Genomic DNA, 19,608 nt, shown 5'->3' on the forward strand with positions numbered 1-19,608 from the left:
ATGGGCAGTCTGACCGTTTGGCTGATCGCCGGCGCCAACGGCGTATCCACGCTTGGCAATACGGCGCTGTTCACCGGTGTTATTTGGATTGTCGTGCACGGACATGGGGATGCTCGAACCGCGGGCTTCATGCTGGCAGTTTGCGGCGGAGTGACGGTGGTGCTGTCGCCCCTGGTAGGAGCATTGCTGGACCGACGCCACGGGATACGGCTCGTGCTACTTGCCGATTATGGCGCGTTCGTCGTCCTCGCCGCACTCGCACTTCGGGGGGAGAGCTCGGCCTCCACCGTCCTGTGGGTCGCAATGCTGACGACTGCCCTCGGGGGTGTGGCCTACGGGCCCGGGGTACAGATGATGATTGGGCGTACCGTTCCGGACGACGGGCGTCGTAACGCGAACGCCAGAATCCATACGGCGAGTCGTATCGCCTTGATAGGCGGTCCTCTCATCGGTGGGGCAGTTGTGTCAGTTGCCGGTCAGCGTGGACTCCTGATCTTCGACGCCGCCACGTTCTTGATTTCGGGTGTGATAATCACATTAGTCTTGATGCGCCCGGCTGCCAGCGAGAAAATGCGCCCAAAGAAAAATGTCCGACCTGTCCGTTTCATCGAATGTTTGCGATTTATGATCCGCGATAGGGTTGTTCGCTCTGTACTTCTTATCGGCGCAACTGTAAATATGCTTACATCCGGATTCAGTATCCTGTTACCTGCGTTGGCAGCGGGAAACTCGGACTCTGGGGTGAGCTACGGAATCCTGTTTTCTACGTATCAGGCAGGTATGTTGTTGATTGCTGCCGCGCTCAGCAGCGATCGAATTTCTCGATTGTCGGTCGGCAATGATTCGCTTGCTGTCGCGCTGTCGCTCACGGTGTTCGGGGTAGGATTTGTCGTTGCCGTATTGGTTGATGATTTGAGATTGTTGGGTGCGTCGGTATTTCTTGTTGGCGCAGGGCTCAGCGCGACATCGCTATTCGCCGATACGAAGTTCTTGGTCAGCGTCCCGGAGGAGATGCAAGGCCGAGTCTTCTCTTTGGCAAACTCGATCTTTGGCAGCCTGCGCCCAGCGGGCAGTGCAGTCGGCGGCGTGCTCGTCAGTGTCTCGACGGTTTTGGTGGGCGTGACTGCAGCTGCTGCGGCCGTGGGCTGCGCAGGGTTCATGGCTACGCGTAGGCCGCTGGAAACTATTCAAAGTACGCAGGAGGCACAACGATGACAACAACCGGCGATTCGGTCATGGGAGCTGCGACCATTTATCGCAGACCAGGGACAACTACCGTGCAGACCGGGATACTCGGTGGAAGCCCGCTCTACGCAAAGTTTCGTGATACGGGCGGATGGACGATCTCGGATTCACTCCGCGCTGTCTCCATGGAGGCCGCAGGCTGCACAATCGATGATGATCTGGTAGCGCGACTACAGTCAGAGCCTTTATCTTCCTGGCCGGACGGACTCATGTCGTTCATACGCGATGTTGTCGTACTTGACCCGAACTCGACATATCATTTCGACGAACATGATTCGCGGTTCCGCGTCGAACGTGACCGCCAAGAATGGCCCGACAGCCGACCTTTGACGCCTACTTCGCTAATTGAGCACCTGCACGCCGCACTCGTTGAGGCGGATATTCAAGAACCGCCGTTGCTCTTCCTGTCGGGCGGACTCGACAGCGCGTTGTTGGCAGTTGTGATGGTGGACTGCGGCATAACCTTCGATTCGGTATGCGTCTATGATGGACACAATGCGGACGACGTCGAGTACGCGACTGCACTCGCGACCGAGCTGGGCGTGCCATTCTCCGTTTACGAGTTCGGCTATGACTCCTTTCTGTACGGACTGCCGAGCGCGATTGCGGCGTTCAGTGACCCACGGCCGGACCTATTCCTCGCATCCGGCCTTGTCGACTGTCTGTCGAAAATTGGTCCGGATAAGTACGAGACTGTGATCGGAGGGGAACCGGCGGACGCTCTACTGGGCGGGCTGCGAACACAGGTTAACGCCCTGAATGATGCATCGCGGGGGTCTATTCGGGCTCAAGCGTTGCGGACGCAGATCCCACGTGACATCGCGATCCTGGAGCAGAGTGCCAGTACGATCGGCGCGAATGGGTATTGCCCGTACGCTCATCACATGCTGGCGGCGGATGCGTTGTCTACACCCTGGTCCGCTCTGCTCGATCCTGAAAATGCCATCCATGCGACAACCGGGGAACTCGGTGGGCCTGGCTACAAAATACTTCAGACCTCGTCCGCCACCCTACTTCCGAGTTCGGAGCTGCGTCGAATTGCCAGGCGGACCAAGCGAGGATTACCCTCGTCCGCGATCTCGCACTGGAGAACGCTCCAAGCAGAGCTAAGTGGCGATCCAGGAGATATGAAACCTATGCTTAGCCTTGGTGTCAATATCTTCGAGCAGATCTTCGTCCATGGATCAAGCCCGAGTGAAATATCGGTGGAGGACTCTATCGCCTATGTCAAGGAATTGCATCGGCGATGATATTCGTAGCTGGTGGATCTATCGAGAACATACTGCGACCATACGTCGACGAATATCGGATGCGACGTTTTACGCAGATTCCCGGCATGGTGAGTGAGTCCGATATATTATCGTTGACGGATATAATGTCTCGCCTCCTGGATCAGTCCGAGGAGATTGTTGTCGGGCATGAGTTAAATAAGGAATCTCATCGAATAAGTGGTGGGAGTCGCTATCTACGATTCGATCCCGGACATCCCCAAGTCGACCCGTTTGTGAGCCGGGTCCAGGCGGAATTGATGAGAAATTCGGGTCTGAAAAGCTTTGCTGATCGCCTAGCGAATGAATTGGCTCCCATTGTCGGTGGTGTGATCGGCGTACAGGCCGAATTCAGTCGCTGCTATTTTCTGGCATACCGTCCCGGTGACTACATATCGGCGCACGATGACAAACAGACTGGCAATCGAATAAATGTGCAGATTCCAATTCCGTTGGGGTGTCGGTCATGCATTCGAATCCTCAACGAGGACACCGGTTTGCTGGAGGTGAAGGAGGACGTTGTGGGGCAGTTGCGGTTTCTTGGACCCGCTGTGTGGCACGACGTTCCTCCATTCGTAGCCGACGAGAGCTCAGTCAGGTTCAATTTCATGCTCCGGTACCGCCATTGAACAGGCCTGATTCGGCGTCGAATGCCGACGTCTCAGGGGTCAGCGTACGTCGACATGACAGCTGCTCAAGCCAGTAGGAGACGTTGGTGGGAAACAGAATCATCGGCTGTCCTGCCGGCACGCCAGCACCGCGCGCAGTCCATTGCCGCCGCCGAGGCATCTTCGTAGGCTGTGCTGCATGCCTGTCAGAGTGGTGGTGACGTTCGTACCGAAGAAGCTCACGTCGAATGTCGCGTGGGGTCTGCGCGAACAGTTCTGGGGGCCTGCCGGAGCGACATGGCAAGAGCATCGGTGCGGACTTCGAGTGGCTGGTGATCTGCTCCGAGGTAAACGGCTTGCCGCACGGTCCGCGGGCGCTGACCGACCTGTGGAGGGAATGCGCCTCCGTGACGTAGAACATCGCACGTCGCGACTCGGGTGTCATCACCGAGGGACTGCAACCGTTGTGGCCCGACGAGGTGGACGCCGGCGAGGTGCGATATACCCACCGGTTCGCGATCTCCTCGTATGCCGAGATCGTGCAGATCAGGGCGGCGGAGTTGCCCGAGGATCTACTCCGGGCAGTCAGCGTCGCCCATGCCAAGCCCCGGCATCTGGAGCTGGCCGACGATGACTTTCTCCGCCTCCTCGAGCGCGCGGGCTGGGAAGCCGGTGAACTCTCCTCGGTCCCGCTGGGACAGGACTCGATACCCTCGGTCCCGCAACGCGGCGCCCGAGGTCAGGGCTACATCAATGGTCCGCGCAAGCGGAAGGCCGTCGAGTTGCACGCCGAGGATACTGCGATCCGCTACCTCGAGACGGTGGAGGGCTGGACCGACGCCATACGCGTAGGGAAGCCCTACGACCTGAAATTCAACTGTGCCGGAGCCGAGAAGCGTGTCGAGGTAAAGGGCACGACCGGCGCTGGATTGTCCGTCTTTCTCATGGCGAATGAAGTCGATCATGCCCGCGAAAACGATTCCGGCCAGCCGATCGACTTGGTTGTTGTCTCAGGAATCCAGCTCACCCGCGCTAACGACGGGGGGTACATCGCGAGCGGTGGTCGGCTCGCGCATTATCGGGACTACATCCCGGCTGACGAAGACCTCCGGGAGATGCAGTTCGACGCTGCCCTCACCATCGCACCCTCCAGCGTCGTCAGCGTCGGTTCGTGGACGGATAGCCATGGAGACCCGAGCCGCGGGGCTGAGCTTCCGGTCGCCTCGGAGTGAGGTTCGACCGGATTTCGTTGTCCGACAATGTCAGAGGGCGGTCGTGTCGTCGGTGCGGAGTTGGCGGGCGAGGCGGTCGGGGTTGATGTCGAGGAGGGGGCGGTCCCAGTGGGCCAGGTCAGCGGCGGAGGCGTAGGTGGTGTCGAGGAAGCTCAGGAGGGTTGTGTCGGGGTCGGGGGAATCGCGGACCGCTTCGTAGGGGAGGACGAATTCGCCGAGGGTTGAGTCCCATTCGGCGCCGTGGGGGCCCGCGGGGCGGGCGGAGTAGCCGTCGGGGGCGGGATAGGAATAGGCGTAGAAGGTGCCTTCGGTGCCGCCGGGCCAGAAGCCGGCGCTGGCGCATTCGCGGGAGTAGGCCTCTTCCATGACCCAGTCGGCGCAGTTGGGGGCGCCGCCGGGGTGCAGGGGTGCGGGGCGGCCGGAGAAGCGGGTGCAGGCCAGGTCGAAGGAGCCCCAGAAGAATTGCACGGGGCTGGATTTTCCGGCGAAACCGGCGCGCCAGAGCTGGAAGACTCGCTCGATCTGGACGAGCTGTTGCCAGAAGAGGTGGACCGCGTCAGCGTCGTAGGAGTGGTGGGTGGTGTCCTCGGCGAAGGGGATGGCCGGGTCGACCTCGTTGGGCGAGGCCTCGATGTCGACCACAATGTCGAGGCGGCCGAGCACGTGGCCGAGTTCGGCGTAGAAGTCGGCGACCGTGCGTGGGCGAAGGGCGATCGTGGCGTGGCGGCCGTCGCTGCAACGCAGGACGAGCTCGTGATCGACGAAGTCGAATTCGATGTCGAGCAGGCGGCAGTCGACGGGGATGGCGCCGGTCGCCAGCCCGCGCGCGCTGACCGCGAAGGTGACATTCCACCAGTGGTTGACCAGCGGTGTCCCGGCCAGTTTCAGCTTGCCGATGATCTGCGACCACATGTGCAGGGTGTCGCGGGTCTCGGACCAGGAGTCGACGCGCAGAGTCGGCCAGACGGCCTTCGCGGGAGTTGAACGAACCATCGGATTCCTCCTGGTCAACCGTTAGGCGGGTCCTGCGGTGTCCAATCCTACGTTGATGCTGGTAGATCGCGCGGCAACGACGAATGCTACCCCCGGAGGGGTTGTGTGAGACCCTGAGTCTCATATAACGTAGGACCTGCGTCATACCGAAGGAGACATCGCTGATGCTGTCGACAGTCAAGAACACCGCTACCGATCCCGAGTACCACGAGATCCTTCGCGGCCTGTCCGAAGGCTCGGTCAACCGACACTTCGACCCCTACGTCGACATCGACTGGGACGCACCGGAATTCGCCGTGCACAGCGACGATCCGCGCTGGATCATGCCCGACGAGGACCCGCTGGGCCGTCACCCCTGGTACAAGGCCCAGCCGATCGACAAGCAGATCGCCATCGGCATGTGGCGTCAGGCCGGCATCGCCAAGGTGGGCCTGGATTTCGAGCAGCTGCTGATCCGCGGGCTGATGCAATACCTGATCTCGGTTCCCAACGGCGACCCCGAATTCCGGTACATCACGCACGAGGCCGCCGAAGAGTGCAACCACACGATGATGTTCCAGGAGATGATCAACCGCATCGGCTATCGCGATGTGGTCGGTATGGGCACCATCGATCGTAAGCTCACGATGATCATCTGGCCTGCGGTGAAGTACTTCCCCGAGCTGTTCTTCACGATGGTTCTCGGCGGCGAGGAACCGATCGATCACCTGCAGAAGTCGTTGCTGCGTGGCGGCGTCGACCTGCACCCGATGGTGCACCGGGTGATGCAGATCCATGTGGCCGAAGAGGCCCGGCACATCTCGTTCGCGCACGAGTATCTGCGCCGCAATGTGCCCGGCATGAACATCGTCACGAAATCCGCACTGTCGGTACTGTTTCCGATCGCGATGCGCATCATGCTCGACATGATCATGACCCCACCCAAGGAATTCGTCGAGAAGTTCGACATTCCGGCCGAGGTCATGCGTGACGCATACTGGGGTAACAACGAATCCCAGGCCTCGATGCGCAACATCTTCGGTGATGTGCGCGCGCTGGCCACCAACAGCGGCCTGATGAACCCGGTCGCCAAGCGGGTGTGGCGCTTGCTCGGCATCGACGGTCCGGTTACCCGTTACCGCAGCGAACCTGCCCGTAAAGTCGCCTGATCAGGGGTTTCCCCACTGTACACAGGACTGTACAGTGGGGTATGGCCGATTACGACAGTGTGCCGCTGACCGAGTTACGTGGTCAGCTGGGTAGTGTTTTGGACGGGGTGTCCGCGAGCGGACGGCCGGTGATCGTGACTCGGGAGGGGAAAGAATTGGTCGCGGTGGTACCAGCAGAAGTGTTGCGGCACGCGGCATTACCGCCCGCGTACTTCAATGATGACCTGCGCGAACAGATTCTGGGCAAACTCGACGCCAGAATCACCCAGCATTCCGCGGAAGACATCGCCGAGGCCGAAGCCAAACTGAGCAAGCTGATGGGCGCGCTGGACAGTCGCCAGTGAGCGTCGCCGATCACACCGCGCTCACCTCGCTGGCCTTGTCGCCGCTGTTCGGGCAGGTGATCATGCGCCAGTTCACCCAGCAGCGCCGAATCCTGGTGGTGCCCACCGTGAGTCTGATGGCCGCGATGCGCGCCGTGGACAACATCGATGAACTCGGGCGTCTGCTCGACAATCGCGTCGCCGTGCGCTGGGCCGAACTCGACGCGCCCACCGCGATCCGCATCGGCACCACCGTGCCGATCGTCGACGATCACCTCGACTGGCCGCTGATCGCGCCCGTGGTGTTCACCGCGCAGCACCTCGACATGCCGGTACTCACCGCCAAGCCCGAGCTGTATCGCGGCTACAAAGTAGAGATCGCGAACATGCCGTAACCGACCCCACGAGGTCCTGAACACGGCTTTTCCCAGGGGTAGTGATCATCGCCACATCTGCGGTGGGTACGGTGCACAAGTAGTCGGCGGCTAACACCACACGGTCCCCGACCGACACACAGAGCGGACGAATCACCAGGGAAAGCGCTACCAGGAACACTCTAGGAGAGCTGGTTATGCATCATCTGAGTTTCATGCGTCGCATCACCACCGCGGTAGCCGCCACGTCGGCTGCCGTCGCCATCACCTTCGCCGGTCCCGCCGTCGCGGACCCGACCCCACAGACTGTCGATGTGGCCTCGGCCGTATCGCAGCTGCGGACGTCGGTGGCGGACAACCCGGGCGCACTCGCCGCCCTCGACCAGCTCGCCGCCAACGGCACGGTCGACGTCGCGCTGCCCGCGCAGCCGTTCCAGATCCCGGCGACCTCCGATATCGGCCAGAACGGCGGCGGACCGGGCGTGTACGGCTCCGGTATCGCCCTCGATATCGACGGTTTCCGCTTCGGCTTCTTCGGCGGGCCGGGCACCATCTCGCCCAACCAGACCGGAGCCAAGCTCGAGGTCATGTGGCTGAACCTGAACACGTTCCAGAGTGGGACCGCCGTGCTGACCGAGCACATGGACGTTCCGGTCGACACCACCATCCGCACCGCACCGGTGAACACCGGCGGCGGCCTGATCGTGGCCGCGGTGTACGGCACCCTGTGGCACCGCTGGTCGGTACCGGTTTCGGACGCGCACCCGGACGGGTTCGCCTACAAGCTCGGCACGATCCAGCAGCCGTCGTTCGGCGCTGTGACCAGGTAGTTCAGCCTTCGGCCGCGCACAGCTCACCCAGCTGCGCGCGGCCGAATCGGTTCGCGTTACAAATGATCCCGCGCTGTAACCTGGACGACCGGCCGACGTCGAGAGACGGGCGGCCCGATGAACTTCTCGTCCATCTCTCGCCATCGAACTGGACGCATGATCAAAATTGGTCATGTTCAAACGAATAGTCTTGTCCGCCTTGTGTATTGCGGCAGCGGTTCTGCCCGTCACCCCCGCTTCGGCAGCACCCCAGGTCACACCGCGGATCGCGTCGTACAACGTGTTCATGCTGGCTGGCACGCTGTATCCCAACTGGGGACAGGAACAGCGAGCCGACTTGATCGCCGCCCAGAACGTCCTCGCCAACCAGGATGTGGTGGTGCTACAGGAGCTGTTCCACAACTCCGCCGCCGATCGAATGCTGGGCAACCTGCGCCAGACCTACCCGCACCAGACCCCAGTGCTCGGCCGGTCCCGCAGCGGCTGGGACGCCACCCAGGGTTCGTACTCCTCGACCACGCCCGAAGACGGTGGCGTTGCCGTCGCCAGCCGCTGGCCGATCAGCCGCAAGATCCAGTACGTCTACGCCGATGCGTGCGGCAGCGACTGGTTCTCCAACAAGGGCTTCGTCTACGTCGAACTGGCCTCGCCCGGCGGTCCGGTGCACGTGATCGGCACCCACATGCAGTCCGAGGACGACGGCTGTAGCTCCGGTCAGCCGGGCCAGAAGCGGGCCCAGCAGCGCGCGGAGATCCGCAAGTTCCTCGACGGCCGCAAGATCCCCGCCGATCAGCCGGTGTACGTGGCAGGCGATATGAACGTCATCGAGTCGAGCGCCGAGTACCCGGCCATGCTCGCCGAACTCCGCGCGGCCGCGCCCGCGCACACCGGTCACCGGCACTCCTGGGACTGCGCCGACAACACGGTCTGCGTGGATCAGTACGGTCCCGAATACGCCTCCGAGCACCTCGACTACGTGCTGCCGATCGCGGGCAACGGCGCGCCCGCGCGATTCGTCAACGAGACCCGGCGCGTGAAGAGCCCCGCGTGGAGCGTCACCGCCGGGGGCGAAACCCACACCTATACCGACTACAGCGACCACTACCCAGTCTTCGGTTACGCGGGCTGAACCACAGTGGGCCGTAGGTGAGTTCGCCCGACTCACCTACGGTTTGCGCCGCCACACCGCGACCGGACGCAGTAGGTTGGCGGCGTGGATCTGGTCGACCGACTCGAAGAATTGGAACGGCGCGTAGCCGCCTTGGAGCACGCGCATCCCGAGGACGCGCAGCTGCCGTGGGCGGTGGCGCGATTGCGGCAGGAATTCGCCGACGCGGGCAAACGCACCGGTGGCGTGCTGCTGGCCGGGGCGCTGCAGCTGCCGACCGGCGAGCGGTTCGATTGGCAGGCCCAGTACCCCACCGATGACATCGTCGGCGACGTCTGGACCATCGAGGCCGCCAATTGCCTTGCTGCCCTTGCTGATCCGGTGCGGCTACGACTGCTGCAGGAGATCGTCTACGGTCGCCGCACCGCCGCCGACCTCGCCGCTATCGAAGAACTGGGCACCTCGCCCGAGATCTATCAGCATCTGCGCCAGCTGGCCGCGGTGGGCTGGTTGCAGACCGCGGGCCTCGGTCGTTTCGAGGTACCCGAGGGCAGGCTCGTGCCGTTGCTCGCGGTGTTGGCCGCCGCCCAACGTTGACAAGCAATGCGCGTTGTCGATAGCTACAGGGCCGGTCCTCGGGAAATATCCCAAATGCCCGACTAGACTACTGTGATGCAGGACACATCGACTGCTACGGTGAGCGTCGAGTGATCAATGCAGTGGAGGTAGTCGAGTGAACGTGTCACATCTGCTCGAAAGCGTGAAAGCGATCGGCGTGCTGCGTGCGCGCGGTGTGTCGAACCCGAAGACGCCCCTGGAGACACTGAAGACGATCAAGGAGTCGAGGGTCTACGGCCCGCAGGCTGCCCTGGTGCGCCATTCGGCCCGTGTCTTTCCCGATCAGATCGCGCTCGCCGACGAGCGCGGCGAACTCACCTACCGCGAACTGGACCAGCAGTCCACCGCCATCGCCCGCGGCCTGCGCGAGGCAGGCATCGGCGAGGGCACGGTGATCGCGGTCCTCGCGCGTGACCACCGCGGCCTGATCATGTCGATGGTCGCGGCGGGCAAGCTGGGTGCGCGGATCGCGCTGATGAACACCGGCTTCGCCAAACCGCAGTTCGCCGAGGTGTGCGAGCGCGAGAAGGTGGTCGCGGTCCTGCACGACAGCGAGTTCCTCGGCCTGCTCGACGCACTGCCCGCCGACCTGCCGCGTTACCTCACCTGGGTCGACGAGGGTGTCGAACTCCCCACCGGCGCCACGACTTTCGACGATCTCATCGCGAGCAACACCACCGATGACCTACCCGCCCCGAGCAAGCCCGGCGGCTTCATCATCCTCACCAGCGGCACCACCGGCCTGCCCAAGGGCGCCCCTCGCACCAAGGTCACGCCGATGGCCACCGCGCAGTTCGTCGACCGCGTCCCGTTCCCCAAGCAGGGTACGACGATGATCGTGTCGCCGATCTTCCACAGCACCGGCGTCGGCACCTGGCTGGTCAATTCGATCCTGTCGAACAAGATCGTCATGCGGCGTCGTTTCGACGCCGAGGCCACCCTCGCCGCCATCGCCGAGCACAAGGTCGAGATGCTGGTCTGCGTGCCGACGATGCTGCACCGGATGACCGACCTGCCCGCCGAGGTCCGCGCGAAGTACGACCTGTCCTCGCTGAAGGTGATCCTGTTCGCCGGTTCCGCGCTCACGCCGGAGCTGTGCATCCGCGCCACCGAGGCGTTCGGGCCGGTGCTCTACAACCTGTACGGCTCGACCGAAGTGGCCATCGCGACCATCGCGACCCCGGCCGAACTCGCGGAAGCGCCTGGGACAGTTGGCCGTTCGCCGATCACCTGCGAGGTCCGCCTCTTCGACGAGAACGACCAGCCGGTGACGACGCCGGGCGCCCGGGGCCGGATCTTCGTGCGCAGTGGCGCGCCGTTCGAGGGCTACACCGACGGCAGGCACAAGCAGATCATCGACGGGTTCATGTCCAGCGGCGACATGGGCCACTTCACCGAATCGGGCCTGCTGATGGTCGACGGCCGCGACGACGACATGATCGTCTCCGGCGGCGAGAACGTCTACCCGCAGGAAGTCGAGAACCTGCTGGTCGAGCGGCCCGAGATCTCCGACGTCGCGGTCGTCGGCGTGGACGATCCGGAATTCGGAAAACGCTTGCGCGCCTTCGTCGTTCTCGAAGAGGGTCACACGGTCGAGGCCGCCGAACTCCAGGCGCACGTCAAGGCGAATCTGGCCAGGTTCAAGGTGCCACGCGAGGTGATCTTCCTCGACGAACTGCCCCGCAACGCCACCGGCAAGATCGTGCGCCGCACCCTCGTCGATTATGAGGTCTCACAGGGATAATCCGAACTTACCGCCGAGTAGACAACGCGGGCGGATCGCTTGCTACTGTGAGTTCCAGCACTGGATCTCGAAGAAGCGGTCCGGCCTGCGGTGTCGCGCGGGCTCGGTCTGCCGGAAGGCTGTTCGATGTCTCTGTCTCTTGGAACCACCGCCCGGCGTGCCGGGGACTTCGCGCTCAGCGTCAAGGTCATGGTGGATCGCAAGCTGTTCAACCCGCTGCGTCTCGACCACGCGGCCCGATCGGTTCGCAACGTCACGAAATTCGGCCCGTTCGCCGGCGTGGTCATGCACGCCGCGCAGAGCAGGCCGCAGGCGGGCGCGATCGTCGACGAGCTGGGTGAGATCACCTTCGGCGAACTCGACGCGCAGTCCAGCGCGTTCGCTCGCGGCCTGCGCGCCAGCGGGATCACCGAGGGCGATGTGATCGCCGTGCTGGCCCGCGACCACCGCGGCATGGTGTTGAGCCTGCTCGCGGCGGGCAAGCTGGGCGTGCGCGCGGTGCTGATGAACACCGGCTTCGCCAAACCGCAGTTCGCCGACGTGGCCGCCCGCGAGAAGGTCAAGGCGGTGCTGCACGACAGCGAGTTCATGGACCTGATGAGCGCGATTCCCGCCGAGATCCCGCGGGTGCTCACCTGGGTCGACGAGGCGCACGGGGTTGACCCGTCGATCCCGACCGTGGCGTCGCTGTCGGCGGATCGTTCGACCACGCCGCTCACCGCGCCGAGCAAGCCCGGCGGCATGGTGATCCTGACCAGCGGCACCACCGGCACCCCCAAGGGCGCCCCACGCGACAAGGTGAGCCCGTTCGTCTCAGCGCAGTTCGTGGACCGGGTGCCGCTGCCCAACAACGGCACCATGATCATGGCGGCGCCGATCTTCCACGGCACCGGGCTGTCGCAGTTCACCCTTGGCCTGGCCCTCGGTAACCGGGTGGTCTTCCAGCAGCGCAAGTTCGATCCGGAGCAGACGCTCGCCAATGTGTCGAAGTACCAGGCGGATTCGCTGATCGTGGTGCCGACGATGTTGCAGCGCATCATGGATCTGGACGAGCAGATCCTGGCGAAGTACGACCCGTCGACGATGAAGGTGGTCTTCGCCGCGGGCTCGGCGATCCCGCCGGACGTGGTGACCCGCACCCTCGACTACTTCGGTGATTCGCTCTACAACCTCTACGGCTCCACCGAATGCGCGGTGATGACCGTGGCAACGCCGGAGGATCTGCGCAAGGCGCCGACCACCGCGGGCAAGGCGCCGGTCGGTATCCGGATCGTGCTGCTCGACGAGAACCGCAAGCCGATCACGAAGCCGAATGTCACCGGAACGATCTTCGTGGACAACGGTTTCGCGTTCACCGGGTACACCGACGGCCGGAACAAGGAGATGGTCGACGGGATGATGTCGAGCGGTGACGTCGGGCATTTCGATGCCGACGGGCTGCTGTTCATCGACGGCCGCGACGACGACATGATCGTCTCCGGCGGCGAGAACGTCTTCCCCCTCGAGGTGGAGAACCTCATCGCCGGGCGCGCCGACGTGTTCGAAGCCGCGGTCGTGGGCGTCGACGACCACGACTACGGCAAACGGCTGCGCGCGATCGTGGTGCCGGGGCCGGAGTCCAAGCGCGACGCCAAGGAGATCAAGGAGTACGTCCGCGAGAACCTGGCCCGGTACAAGGTGCCGCGCGAGGTGATCTTCGTCGACGAGCTGCCACGCAACGCGACGGGCAAGCTGCTGCGCAAGCCGTTGATCGAGCTGGCGGTCGAGTCGGACTGAGTTCGGTTCGACCGTCTGACCTGGGCGGGCGACGCCGGTCGTCTATCATCAGCGCGTGATCATCGGGTTCGAGCAGGCGTCCGCGCCGTCGCGTGCTGTCGGCGCGCGGCTGCGTGGTGCCTGCGCGGGCTCGATGTCAGGGGCGTTGGCGTTGGCCGCGCACGGGACGGCTGCCGGTGGGGCGTTGCCGGGGAGCACGGCGATCGTGTTGCTGGCGGCGGCTTCGGCGGTGGTCGGGGCGCTCGTCGCCGGGATCGGTCCGTTGCGCGAGGGCGCGGTCGGGCTGGCTGCGGTGCTGCTGGGTGGCCAGCTGATCGGGCACACCACGATGAGCTGGTCCGGGCACGCGCACTCGACTGAGGACTCCCTCGGACTCGGCATGCTCACCGCCCACACCGTCGCCGCACTGCTCGCGGCCGTCGTCATCATCGGCGCCGAGGCCGCGTACCGGATCGGCAGCGCCGTCCTGGCACGCATCCTGCCGCTGCGCTACCGCACTCCCCGCATCCCCGACCGGGCGCCGTTGCGCCTGACCCACCGCGACCGCGTCATCCTGCGAATCTTCGCCACGCAGTCGCTACGCACCCGCGCTCCCCCACTCGCGATCGGTTTCTGAACTCTCCCTCACCCCAGTGCACGGACCTGTCGTCCTGCGCTGTTCTCGCATTCGCGCACACGGCTCGATGCCGATCGCTCGATGAGCCATGTCTCCAGTGAGCGTGGTGGTCGACGTGCGAGGACGGCCGGGCATTTCCGCGCGCACTGGGGTTTCCAGAACTCGAGAAATGAATCGCTATGAGCATCACGGACACTCGTCCGGTCGAGGAGAACTCACCCTCGGCACCCCCGATCGCCGGCGCCCGTTCGCGCCGGGGCCGCCGCCTCTATCCGCTGGCCGTGCGCCTGCATTTCTACGCGGGGATCTTCGTTGCCCCGTTCATCCTGATCGCCGCGCTCACCGGCGCGCTGTACGCGATCGCGCCGACGATCGAAGGGTTCGTCTCGCGCGATCTGCTGCGGGTCGACACCACCGGCCCTGATCAAGGCCTGTCCGCGCAGGTGGGTGCGGCTGTCGCGACGCGTCCTGACCTGACGCTCGTCGCTGTCGCCCCGGCACCGAGCGACGGCGAGACCACACGCGTGCTGTTCAACGATCCGACCCTCGGCGATTCGGAGCGGCTGTCGGTGTTCGTCGACCCGCACACCGCGCAGCCGGTCGGCGAATCCGTGGTGTACGGCAGTGGTGGGGCGTTACCGCTGCGGACCTGGCTCAGCGAGTTGCATCGCAGCCTGCATCTGGGCGAGCCCGGCAGGCTCTACAGCGAACTGGCGGCGTCGTGGTTGTGGGTGATCGCGCTGTTCGGGCTGGTGCTGTGGGTGCATCGGGTACGTAAACGGAAGAGCCGCCGGTCCGCACAGTGGTTGGTCAAGCCTGATCTGTCGCAGACCCGGCGTCGAAAGATGAACTGGCACGGGGCAATCGGTGTCTGGATTCTGCCCGTGGTGCTGTTGCTCTCGGCCACCGGCATGACGTGGTCGACCTATGCGGGCGAGAACGTCACGAAGCTGCGCGAGGAACTGAGCTGGACCACGCCCGCCGTCACCGTCGCCAAGTCGGGTGACGCTGCTGCCCCGAGCGATCATCGCAGCGCGGGCCACACCGCACCCGCGCCCGTCGACCCGGCGGCCCGGATCGCGCAACTCGATCGCGTGTACGAGGTGGCCCGCGCCAACGGCATCACCCAGGGCGCGGAGATCGCGGTTCCGGCGACACCGGACGAGGCCTTCGCGATCAAGGAACTGCGCCTGCCCGGCACCTTCACCATCGATGCGCTGGCCGTGGACGGCGAGACCGGCACGGTCACCGACCGACTGGCGTTCGCCGACTGGCCGCTGATGGCCAAGCTCACCAGCTGGGGCATCGCGTTCCATATGGGCCTGCTGTTCGGCCTGATCAACCAGTTGCTGCTGCTCGCGATCATGCTCGGGCTGGTCACCGTGATCGTGCTCGGCTACCGCATGTGGTGGCAGCGTCGGCCGGTACGGAAGTCGGCGCTGCCCGTCCCGCCGCGCCGTGGCGTGCTGCGCCGCACCTCGCTGTGGATCACCGTGCCGATGGTGGCCGCGGCGGTCGCGGTCGGCTGGTTCGTTCCGCTGATCGGGGTGAGCCTGGTCGTGTTCCTGCTCATCGACGTGGCCTTGGGACTCGCCGCGCGGACCGACAAGGTGTAACGCAAAGCTAACTATCGAGGAAACATCCCATGTAACCCATGCCACTCGATGATCGGAGCTCCCCCATGAGAACCTCAGCTCGCGCAGTAGCGATGGCCCTGGCCGCCCCGATCGTCGCGGTCGCGTTGACCGGGATCAGTGCGGGCACAGCCGCCGCTGATGCCGGCTGTCAGGGCTCGATGAACGGTCCGTGGGCGTTCAACGGTGGGTGCTACGGCGGCGAGGGGACCTATCGGCTCGAGGTCGACTGCCTCGGATACAACATCGCACCGCTGGCCGTCGGCCCGTTCACGATCCGCCAGGATCTGCCCGTCGGCCAGGCGGGCACGGTGTCGTGCTTCGGACCGAACTGGTCGAGCGCGGGCTGGGCCTCGGGTTCGCGGATCTTCCGACTCTGACACCGCATCGGTGGGCAGGTTCGCCGCCGCGGTGAAAGGATCCGAGGATGACCCTGTCTCGTCGAAAACTCCTGCGCGGCAGCGTGACAGGTTCGATCGCCGCCCTGGTCGGGGTGTCGGCGGTGAGCAGTGCGAGGTTTCCCGCGCCGCGCACGCTCGGCGAACCGTTCTCGCTCGGGGTCGCCTCCGGCGAACCGACCCCGGACGGGGTGGTGCTGTGGACGCGACTGGCCCCCGATCCGCTCGCACCCGACGGCTACGGCGGGATGACGATCGCCCCGGTGACCGTCGACTACGAGGTCGCCGAGGACGAACGCTTCACGAAAGTCGTGGTCAGGGGCTCGGCGGTGGCCACCCGCGAGTTCGGGCACAGTGTGCATCCCGAGGTCGCCGGGCTCGCACCGGACCGCTGGTATTACTACCGGTTCCGGGCGGGCTCGGCGATCTCGCCGGTGGGCCGCACCCGCACCGCGCCCGCGCTCGACAGCCCGACCGAGCGGCTGCGGTTCGCCTTCGCGTCCTGCCAATCGTGGAGTTCGGGCTACTACACCGCCTATGAACATCTCAGCGCCGAAGACCTCGACCTGGTCGTGCACCTCGGCGACTACATCTACGAAACCTCCTGGATCCTGGCCCGCCGCGGCGCGGCCGAGCCGCCGCCGCAACTCCACGGCGAGGCCGTGGACCTCACCGGCTACCGTTTGCGCTACGCCCAGGCCAAAGGCGAAGCACCACTGCAGGCCGCGCACGCCGCGTTCCCGTGGCTGGTCACCCTCGACGACCACGAACTCGACAACAACTGGGCCGGTGAGAGTCCCGGTCTCGGCCTCGACGTGTATCGCCTGCCGCCGCTGTACCGTCGCCGCAAAGCCGCCGCCTTCCAGGCCATGTACGAACACCAGCCGATGCGCCTTGCCCAGCTCCCCGCCGGCCCGTCGGCGCACCTGCACCGCCGCTATCGGTTCGGCGATCTGGCCGAGTTCACCATGATCGACACCCGCCAATACCGCACCCCCCAGGCCTGCGGCGACGGCTCCGCGGTGCTCGGCTGCGCCGACCGCTTCGCCACTGATCGCACCATTCTCGGTGCGGCCCAACGGGACTGGCTCGTCGACGGCTTCGCCACCTCGACCGCGCGCTGGCAGGTACTCGGCAACCAGGTCGCCATGGCCCAGTCGGACTACGCCCCCGGCCCCGATCTGCTGCTCGGAACCGACGCCTGGGATGGCTATGTCGCCGACCGCAATACGGTTCTCGGCGCGGCGACCGATTACGAGGTCGACAACCTGGTGGTGATCACCGGCGACCGGCACGAGAACTACGTCGCCGACCTCCGCCGCGACTACGCCGATCCCGAATCACCAGTCGTGGCAACCGAAATCACCGGCACCTCGATCAGCACCGGCAGCGACGGTGCCGATGAGACCGACGGCGGCCGCGCCCTGCTGGCCGCGAACCCCGACATCAAGTTCCACAACCGGCAGCGCGGCTACGTACGAGTCGATCTCGATCATCGACAGTGGCGCAACGACTTCCGCGTGGTTCCCTATGTCAGCAGCCCCGGAGCGCCGATCAGCACCCGTGCGAGTTTCGTTGTGCAGGACGGGATCCCCGGCGCCACCCCGGCGTGAGGTGTCACGGATCCGGGGTGAATTCCTCCATCGTCATCGTCGTGGTCTCGGGGACCTGCACGGGACGCAGCAGCGCCCAGCCGATGAACACGACCGCGAACCCGAACATGCCGAGGCCCGCCCACAGATTCACATCGACGCCACCGGTTTTGACGTCTTGGGTCGCACTGTCCTGCAGCAACGAGGTGATCACCAGGATCACGCCGTAGCTGCCGAGCAGCGCACCGATCATGGTGCGGATATCGAAAAGCATTGCGGGACTCCTTATCCGATGATGATGTTGAGCGCGATCACCAGCACGAGCGCGATCCCGGCGAGCAGGACGGGGCGCTGGTACCAGGGCAGCGAGTCGGCGTCGGCGTCTTCGCGCATCGCCTTCGGCGTCTCGGAATACACCAGGCCGACGAGCTCGGCAGCCGGTTTCGGCTGGGTCACCATGGTCACCGCGACGCTGACGGCGATATCGACCACGAAGGCCGCGCCCGCGGCGACGAAGCTGGCGCCCTGCCCGGACAGGTTCGTCACCCCGGTCTCGTTGAGCAGGAACACGAACACGGCGGCGAGGGTGCCGCTGACCAGGCCGACCCAGCCCGCTGTCGGTGTCATCCGCTTCCACAGCATGCCGAGGATGAAGGTCGCGAACAGCGGCGCGTTGAAGAAGCTGAAGAGGGTTTGCAGGTAGTCCATCATGTTGCTGAACCCGCCCGCGATGAACGCGGTGAAGATCGCCGCCACCGTCGCGCCGACCGTGGCGAGCCTGCCGACCTTCAGGTAGTACCCGTCGGGACGATCCTTGCGGACATACTGCTGCCACAGATCGAAGCTGAACACGGTGTTGAACGCGGAGACGTTCGCCGCCATGCCCGCCATGAACGCCGCGAGCAGACCTGCGAGCCCGACGCCCAGAAGTCCGTTGGGCAGAACCTCTTTCATCAAGAACAACAGCGCTTGGTTATAGGTGACATCGCCCTCGAAGTCGGGATTCGCGGCCACCTGCTGCTTGTACTCGATCATCTGTGGCACCAGGACCGCGCTGATCATGCCGGGAATCACCACGATCAGCGGAATGAACATCTTCGGGTAGGCGCCGATGATGGGCGTGCGCTGTGCGGCCGAGATCGAGTGAGTTGCCAACGCGCGCTGCACTTCTACGAAGTTCGTTGTCCAATAGCCGAAGGAGAGCACGAAACCGAGACCGAACACGATGCCCATGATCGAGGCGAAGTTGTCGGTGAACCCGCTCATCGCATTGCCCGGCCAAGTCTGCAGCTGTTCGGCACCGCCCGGCGAGCTGGTTACCTTGGCCTGCAATCCATCCCAGCCACCGACGCGGTGCAGACCCACCAGTGTCAGCGGCAGCAGCGCGGCGACGATCACGAAGAATTGCAGCACCTCGTTGTAGATCGCGGCCGACAGCCCACCGAGGGTGACATACGACAGCACGATCGCCGCGGCCGCGACCACCGAGATCCACAGCGGCCAGCCGAGCAGCACGTTCACGATGGTGCCGAGCAGGTAGAGGTTCACGCCCGCGATCAGCACCTGGGCGAGGGCGAAACTCAAGGCGTTCACCAGATGCGCGCCGGTACCGAAGCGCCTTCGCATGAATTCCGGCACCGATCGCACCTTGGAGCCGTAGTAGAACGGCATCATCACCACGCCGAGAAACAGCATGGCCGGGACCGCGCCGATCCAGAAGTAGTTGAACGTGGGGAAACCGTATTGGGCGCCGTTCGCGGACATACCCATGATCTCCACCGCGCCCAGATTGGCGGAGATGAACGCCAGACCCGTCACCCAGGCGGGTAGTGAGCGGCCGGACAGGAAGAAGTCGACACTGTTCGACACCCGCCGCCTGGCGATCAGGCCGATGCCGAGGACGAAGACGAAATACAGGGCGACCAGCGCGTAGTCGACGGGGGCGGCGTCGAGTCTCAGTGTCGAAGATGCCTCTAGCACAGCGTATTCCTCCTGGCCTGGAGCCGGGCGGCACACGAGCGTCGTTCACACAGCGCGGGCTGCGTCGCCCGTCGAACTGTTTCGGATGCCTCCACTGTGAGGGTTTGTGCTGTGCGTCACA

18 protein-coding genes are annotated in these 19,608 nt (G+C 64.6%); 15 read left to right on the top strand and 3 right to left on the bottom strand.

Going from position 1 to position 19,608, the window contains the following annotated elements; genetic code table 11:
* The 3 genes from ACFWUP_RS21225 (at nucleotide 1) to ACFWUP_RS21235 (ending at nucleotide 4,353) form a co-directional block, all read left to right on the top strand.
* The gene (locus ACFWUP_RS21225; RefSeq protein WP_379236807.1) at nucleotides 1-1,215 is read left to right on the top strand and encodes an MFS transporter; all 1,215 of its coding nucleotides are present in this window, start codon (nucleotides 1-3) and stop codon (nucleotides 1,213-1,215) included.
* Complete coding sequence (locus tag ACFWUP_RS21230) at nucleotides 1,212-2,495, top strand: asparagine synthase-related protein (RefSeq protein ID WP_379236809.1); 1,284 nt, start codon at nucleotides 1,212-1,214, stop codon at nucleotides 2,493-2,495. Before ACFWUP_RS21225 ends, ACFWUP_RS21230 begins: the two co-directional genes overlap by 4 nt.
* Before the next feature lie 1,090 nt (nucleotides 2,496-3,585).
* Nucleotides 3,586-4,353, top strand: a complete 768-nt coding sequence (locus ACFWUP_RS21235) for a protein NO VEIN domain-containing protein (protein ID WP_379236811.1) — start codon at nucleotides 3,586-3,588, stop codon at nucleotides 4,351-4,353.
* A 30-nt stretch (nucleotides 4,354-4,383) separates the two neighbouring features.
* On the opposite strand, the gene ACFWUP_RS21240 is transcribed toward ACFWUP_RS21235, so the two are convergent.
* Complete coding sequence (locus tag ACFWUP_RS21240) at nucleotides 4,384-5,346, bottom strand: DUF5996 family protein (protein ID WP_379236813.1); 963 nt, start codon at nucleotides 5,344-5,346, stop codon at nucleotides 4,384-4,386.
* 164 nt (nucleotides 5,347-5,510) lie between these two features.
* On the opposite strand from ACFWUP_RS21240, the gene ACFWUP_RS21245 reads away from it, so the two are divergent.
* The 12 genes from ACFWUP_RS21245 to ACFWUP_RS21300 all read left to right on the top strand — a co-directional run bounded on the left by ACFWUP_RS21245 (nucleotide 5,511) and on the right by ACFWUP_RS21300 (nucleotide 17,528).
* Nucleotides 5,511-6,494 (top strand): diiron oxygenase, encoded by a 984-nt coding sequence (locus tag ACFWUP_RS21245; RefSeq protein WP_379236815.1) that lies wholly within the window; start codon nucleotides 5,511-5,513, stop codon nucleotides 6,492-6,494.
* A gap of 41 nt (nucleotides 6,495-6,535) precedes the next feature.
* Nucleotides 6,536-6,838, top strand: coding sequence for a type II toxin-antitoxin system Phd/YefM family antitoxin (locus tag ACFWUP_RS21250; RefSeq protein WP_379236817.1), 303 nt, complete (start codon nucleotides 6,536-6,538; stop codon nucleotides 6,836-6,838).
* Nucleotides 6,835-7,212, top strand: a complete 378-nt coding sequence (locus ACFWUP_RS21255) for a hypothetical protein (RefSeq protein ID WP_379236819.1) — start codon at nucleotides 6,835-6,837, stop codon at nucleotides 7,210-7,212. The genes ACFWUP_RS21250 and ACFWUP_RS21255 overlap by 4 nt, the downstream gene beginning before the upstream one ends.
* A 176-nt stretch (nucleotides 7,213-7,388) precedes the next feature.
* Nucleotides 7,389-8,021, top strand: a complete 633-nt coding sequence (locus tag ACFWUP_RS21260; RefSeq protein ID WP_379236821.1) for a hypothetical protein — start codon at nucleotides 7,389-7,391, stop codon at nucleotides 8,019-8,021.
* A 199-nt stretch (nucleotides 8,022-8,220) separates the two neighbouring features.
* A complete protein-coding gene (gene sph, locus ACFWUP_RS21265; RefSeq protein ID WP_379236823.1) occupies nucleotides 8,221-9,150 on the top strand; it encodes a sphingomyelin phosphodiesterase in 930 nt (309 codons plus the stop codon).
* Nucleotides 9,151-9,234: 84 nt separating this feature from the next.
* Nucleotides 9,235-9,726: an ArsR/SmtB family transcription factor gene (locus tag ACFWUP_RS21270; RefSeq protein ID WP_379236825.1), complete on the top strand. Its 492-nt coding sequence runs from the start codon at nucleotides 9,235-9,237 to the stop codon at nucleotides 9,724-9,726.
* 136 nt (nucleotides 9,727-9,862) lie between these two features.
* Complete coding sequence (locus ACFWUP_RS21275; protein ID WP_379236827.1) at nucleotides 9,863-11,491, top strand: acyl-CoA synthetase; 1,629 nt, start codon at nucleotides 9,863-9,865, stop codon at nucleotides 11,489-11,491.
* Nucleotides 11,492-11,617: 126 nt separating this feature from the next.
* A complete protein-coding gene (locus ACFWUP_RS21280; protein ID WP_379236829.1) occupies nucleotides 11,618-13,267 on the top strand; it encodes an acyl-CoA synthetase in 1,650 nt (549 codons plus the stop codon).
* A gap of 55 nt (nucleotides 13,268-13,322) precedes the next feature.
* A complete protein-coding gene (locus tag ACFWUP_RS21285; protein WP_379236831.1) occupies nucleotides 13,323-13,883 on the top strand; it encodes a hypothetical protein in 561 nt (186 codons plus the stop codon).
* 179 nt (nucleotides 13,884-14,062) lie between these two features.
* Complete coding sequence (locus ACFWUP_RS21290; protein ID WP_379236833.1) at nucleotides 14,063-15,499, top strand: PepSY-associated TM helix domain-containing protein; 1,437 nt, start codon at nucleotides 14,063-14,065, stop codon at nucleotides 15,497-15,499.
* A gap of 65 nt (nucleotides 15,500-15,564) precedes the next feature.
* Nucleotides 15,565-15,897, top strand: coding sequence for a hypothetical protein (locus ACFWUP_RS21295; protein ID WP_379236835.1), 333 nt, complete (start codon nucleotides 15,565-15,567; stop codon nucleotides 15,895-15,897).
* A gap of 47 nt (nucleotides 15,898-15,944) precedes the next feature.
* Nucleotides 15,945-17,528: an alkaline phosphatase D family protein gene (locus ACFWUP_RS21300; protein ID WP_379236837.1), complete on the top strand. Its 1,584-nt coding sequence runs from the start codon at nucleotides 15,945-15,947 to the stop codon at nucleotides 17,526-17,528.
* A 4-nt stretch (nucleotides 17,529-17,532) separates the two neighbouring features.
* On the opposite strand, the gene ACFWUP_RS21305 is transcribed toward ACFWUP_RS21300, so the two are convergent.
* Together ACFWUP_RS21305 and ACFWUP_RS21310 are read right to left on the bottom strand one after the other, a co-directional pair.
* Nucleotides 17,533-17,781 (bottom strand): hypothetical protein, encoded by a 249-nt coding sequence (locus ACFWUP_RS21305; RefSeq protein WP_379236839.1) that lies wholly within the window; start codon nucleotides 17,779-17,781, stop codon nucleotides 17,533-17,535.
* 11 nt (nucleotides 17,782-17,792) lie between these two features.
* A complete protein-coding gene (locus ACFWUP_RS21310) occupies nucleotides 17,793-19,487 on the bottom strand; it encodes a sodium:solute symporter family protein (RefSeq protein ID WP_379236841.1) in 1,695 nt (564 codons plus the stop codon).
* Nucleotides 19,488-19,608 lie beyond the last annotated feature (121 nt).

Source organism: Nocardia sp. NPDC058658 (assembly GCF_042716665.1).
In the GTDB taxonomy this organism is placed as follows: domain Bacteria; phylum Actinomycetota; class Actinomycetes; order Mycobacteriales; family Mycobacteriaceae; genus Nocardia.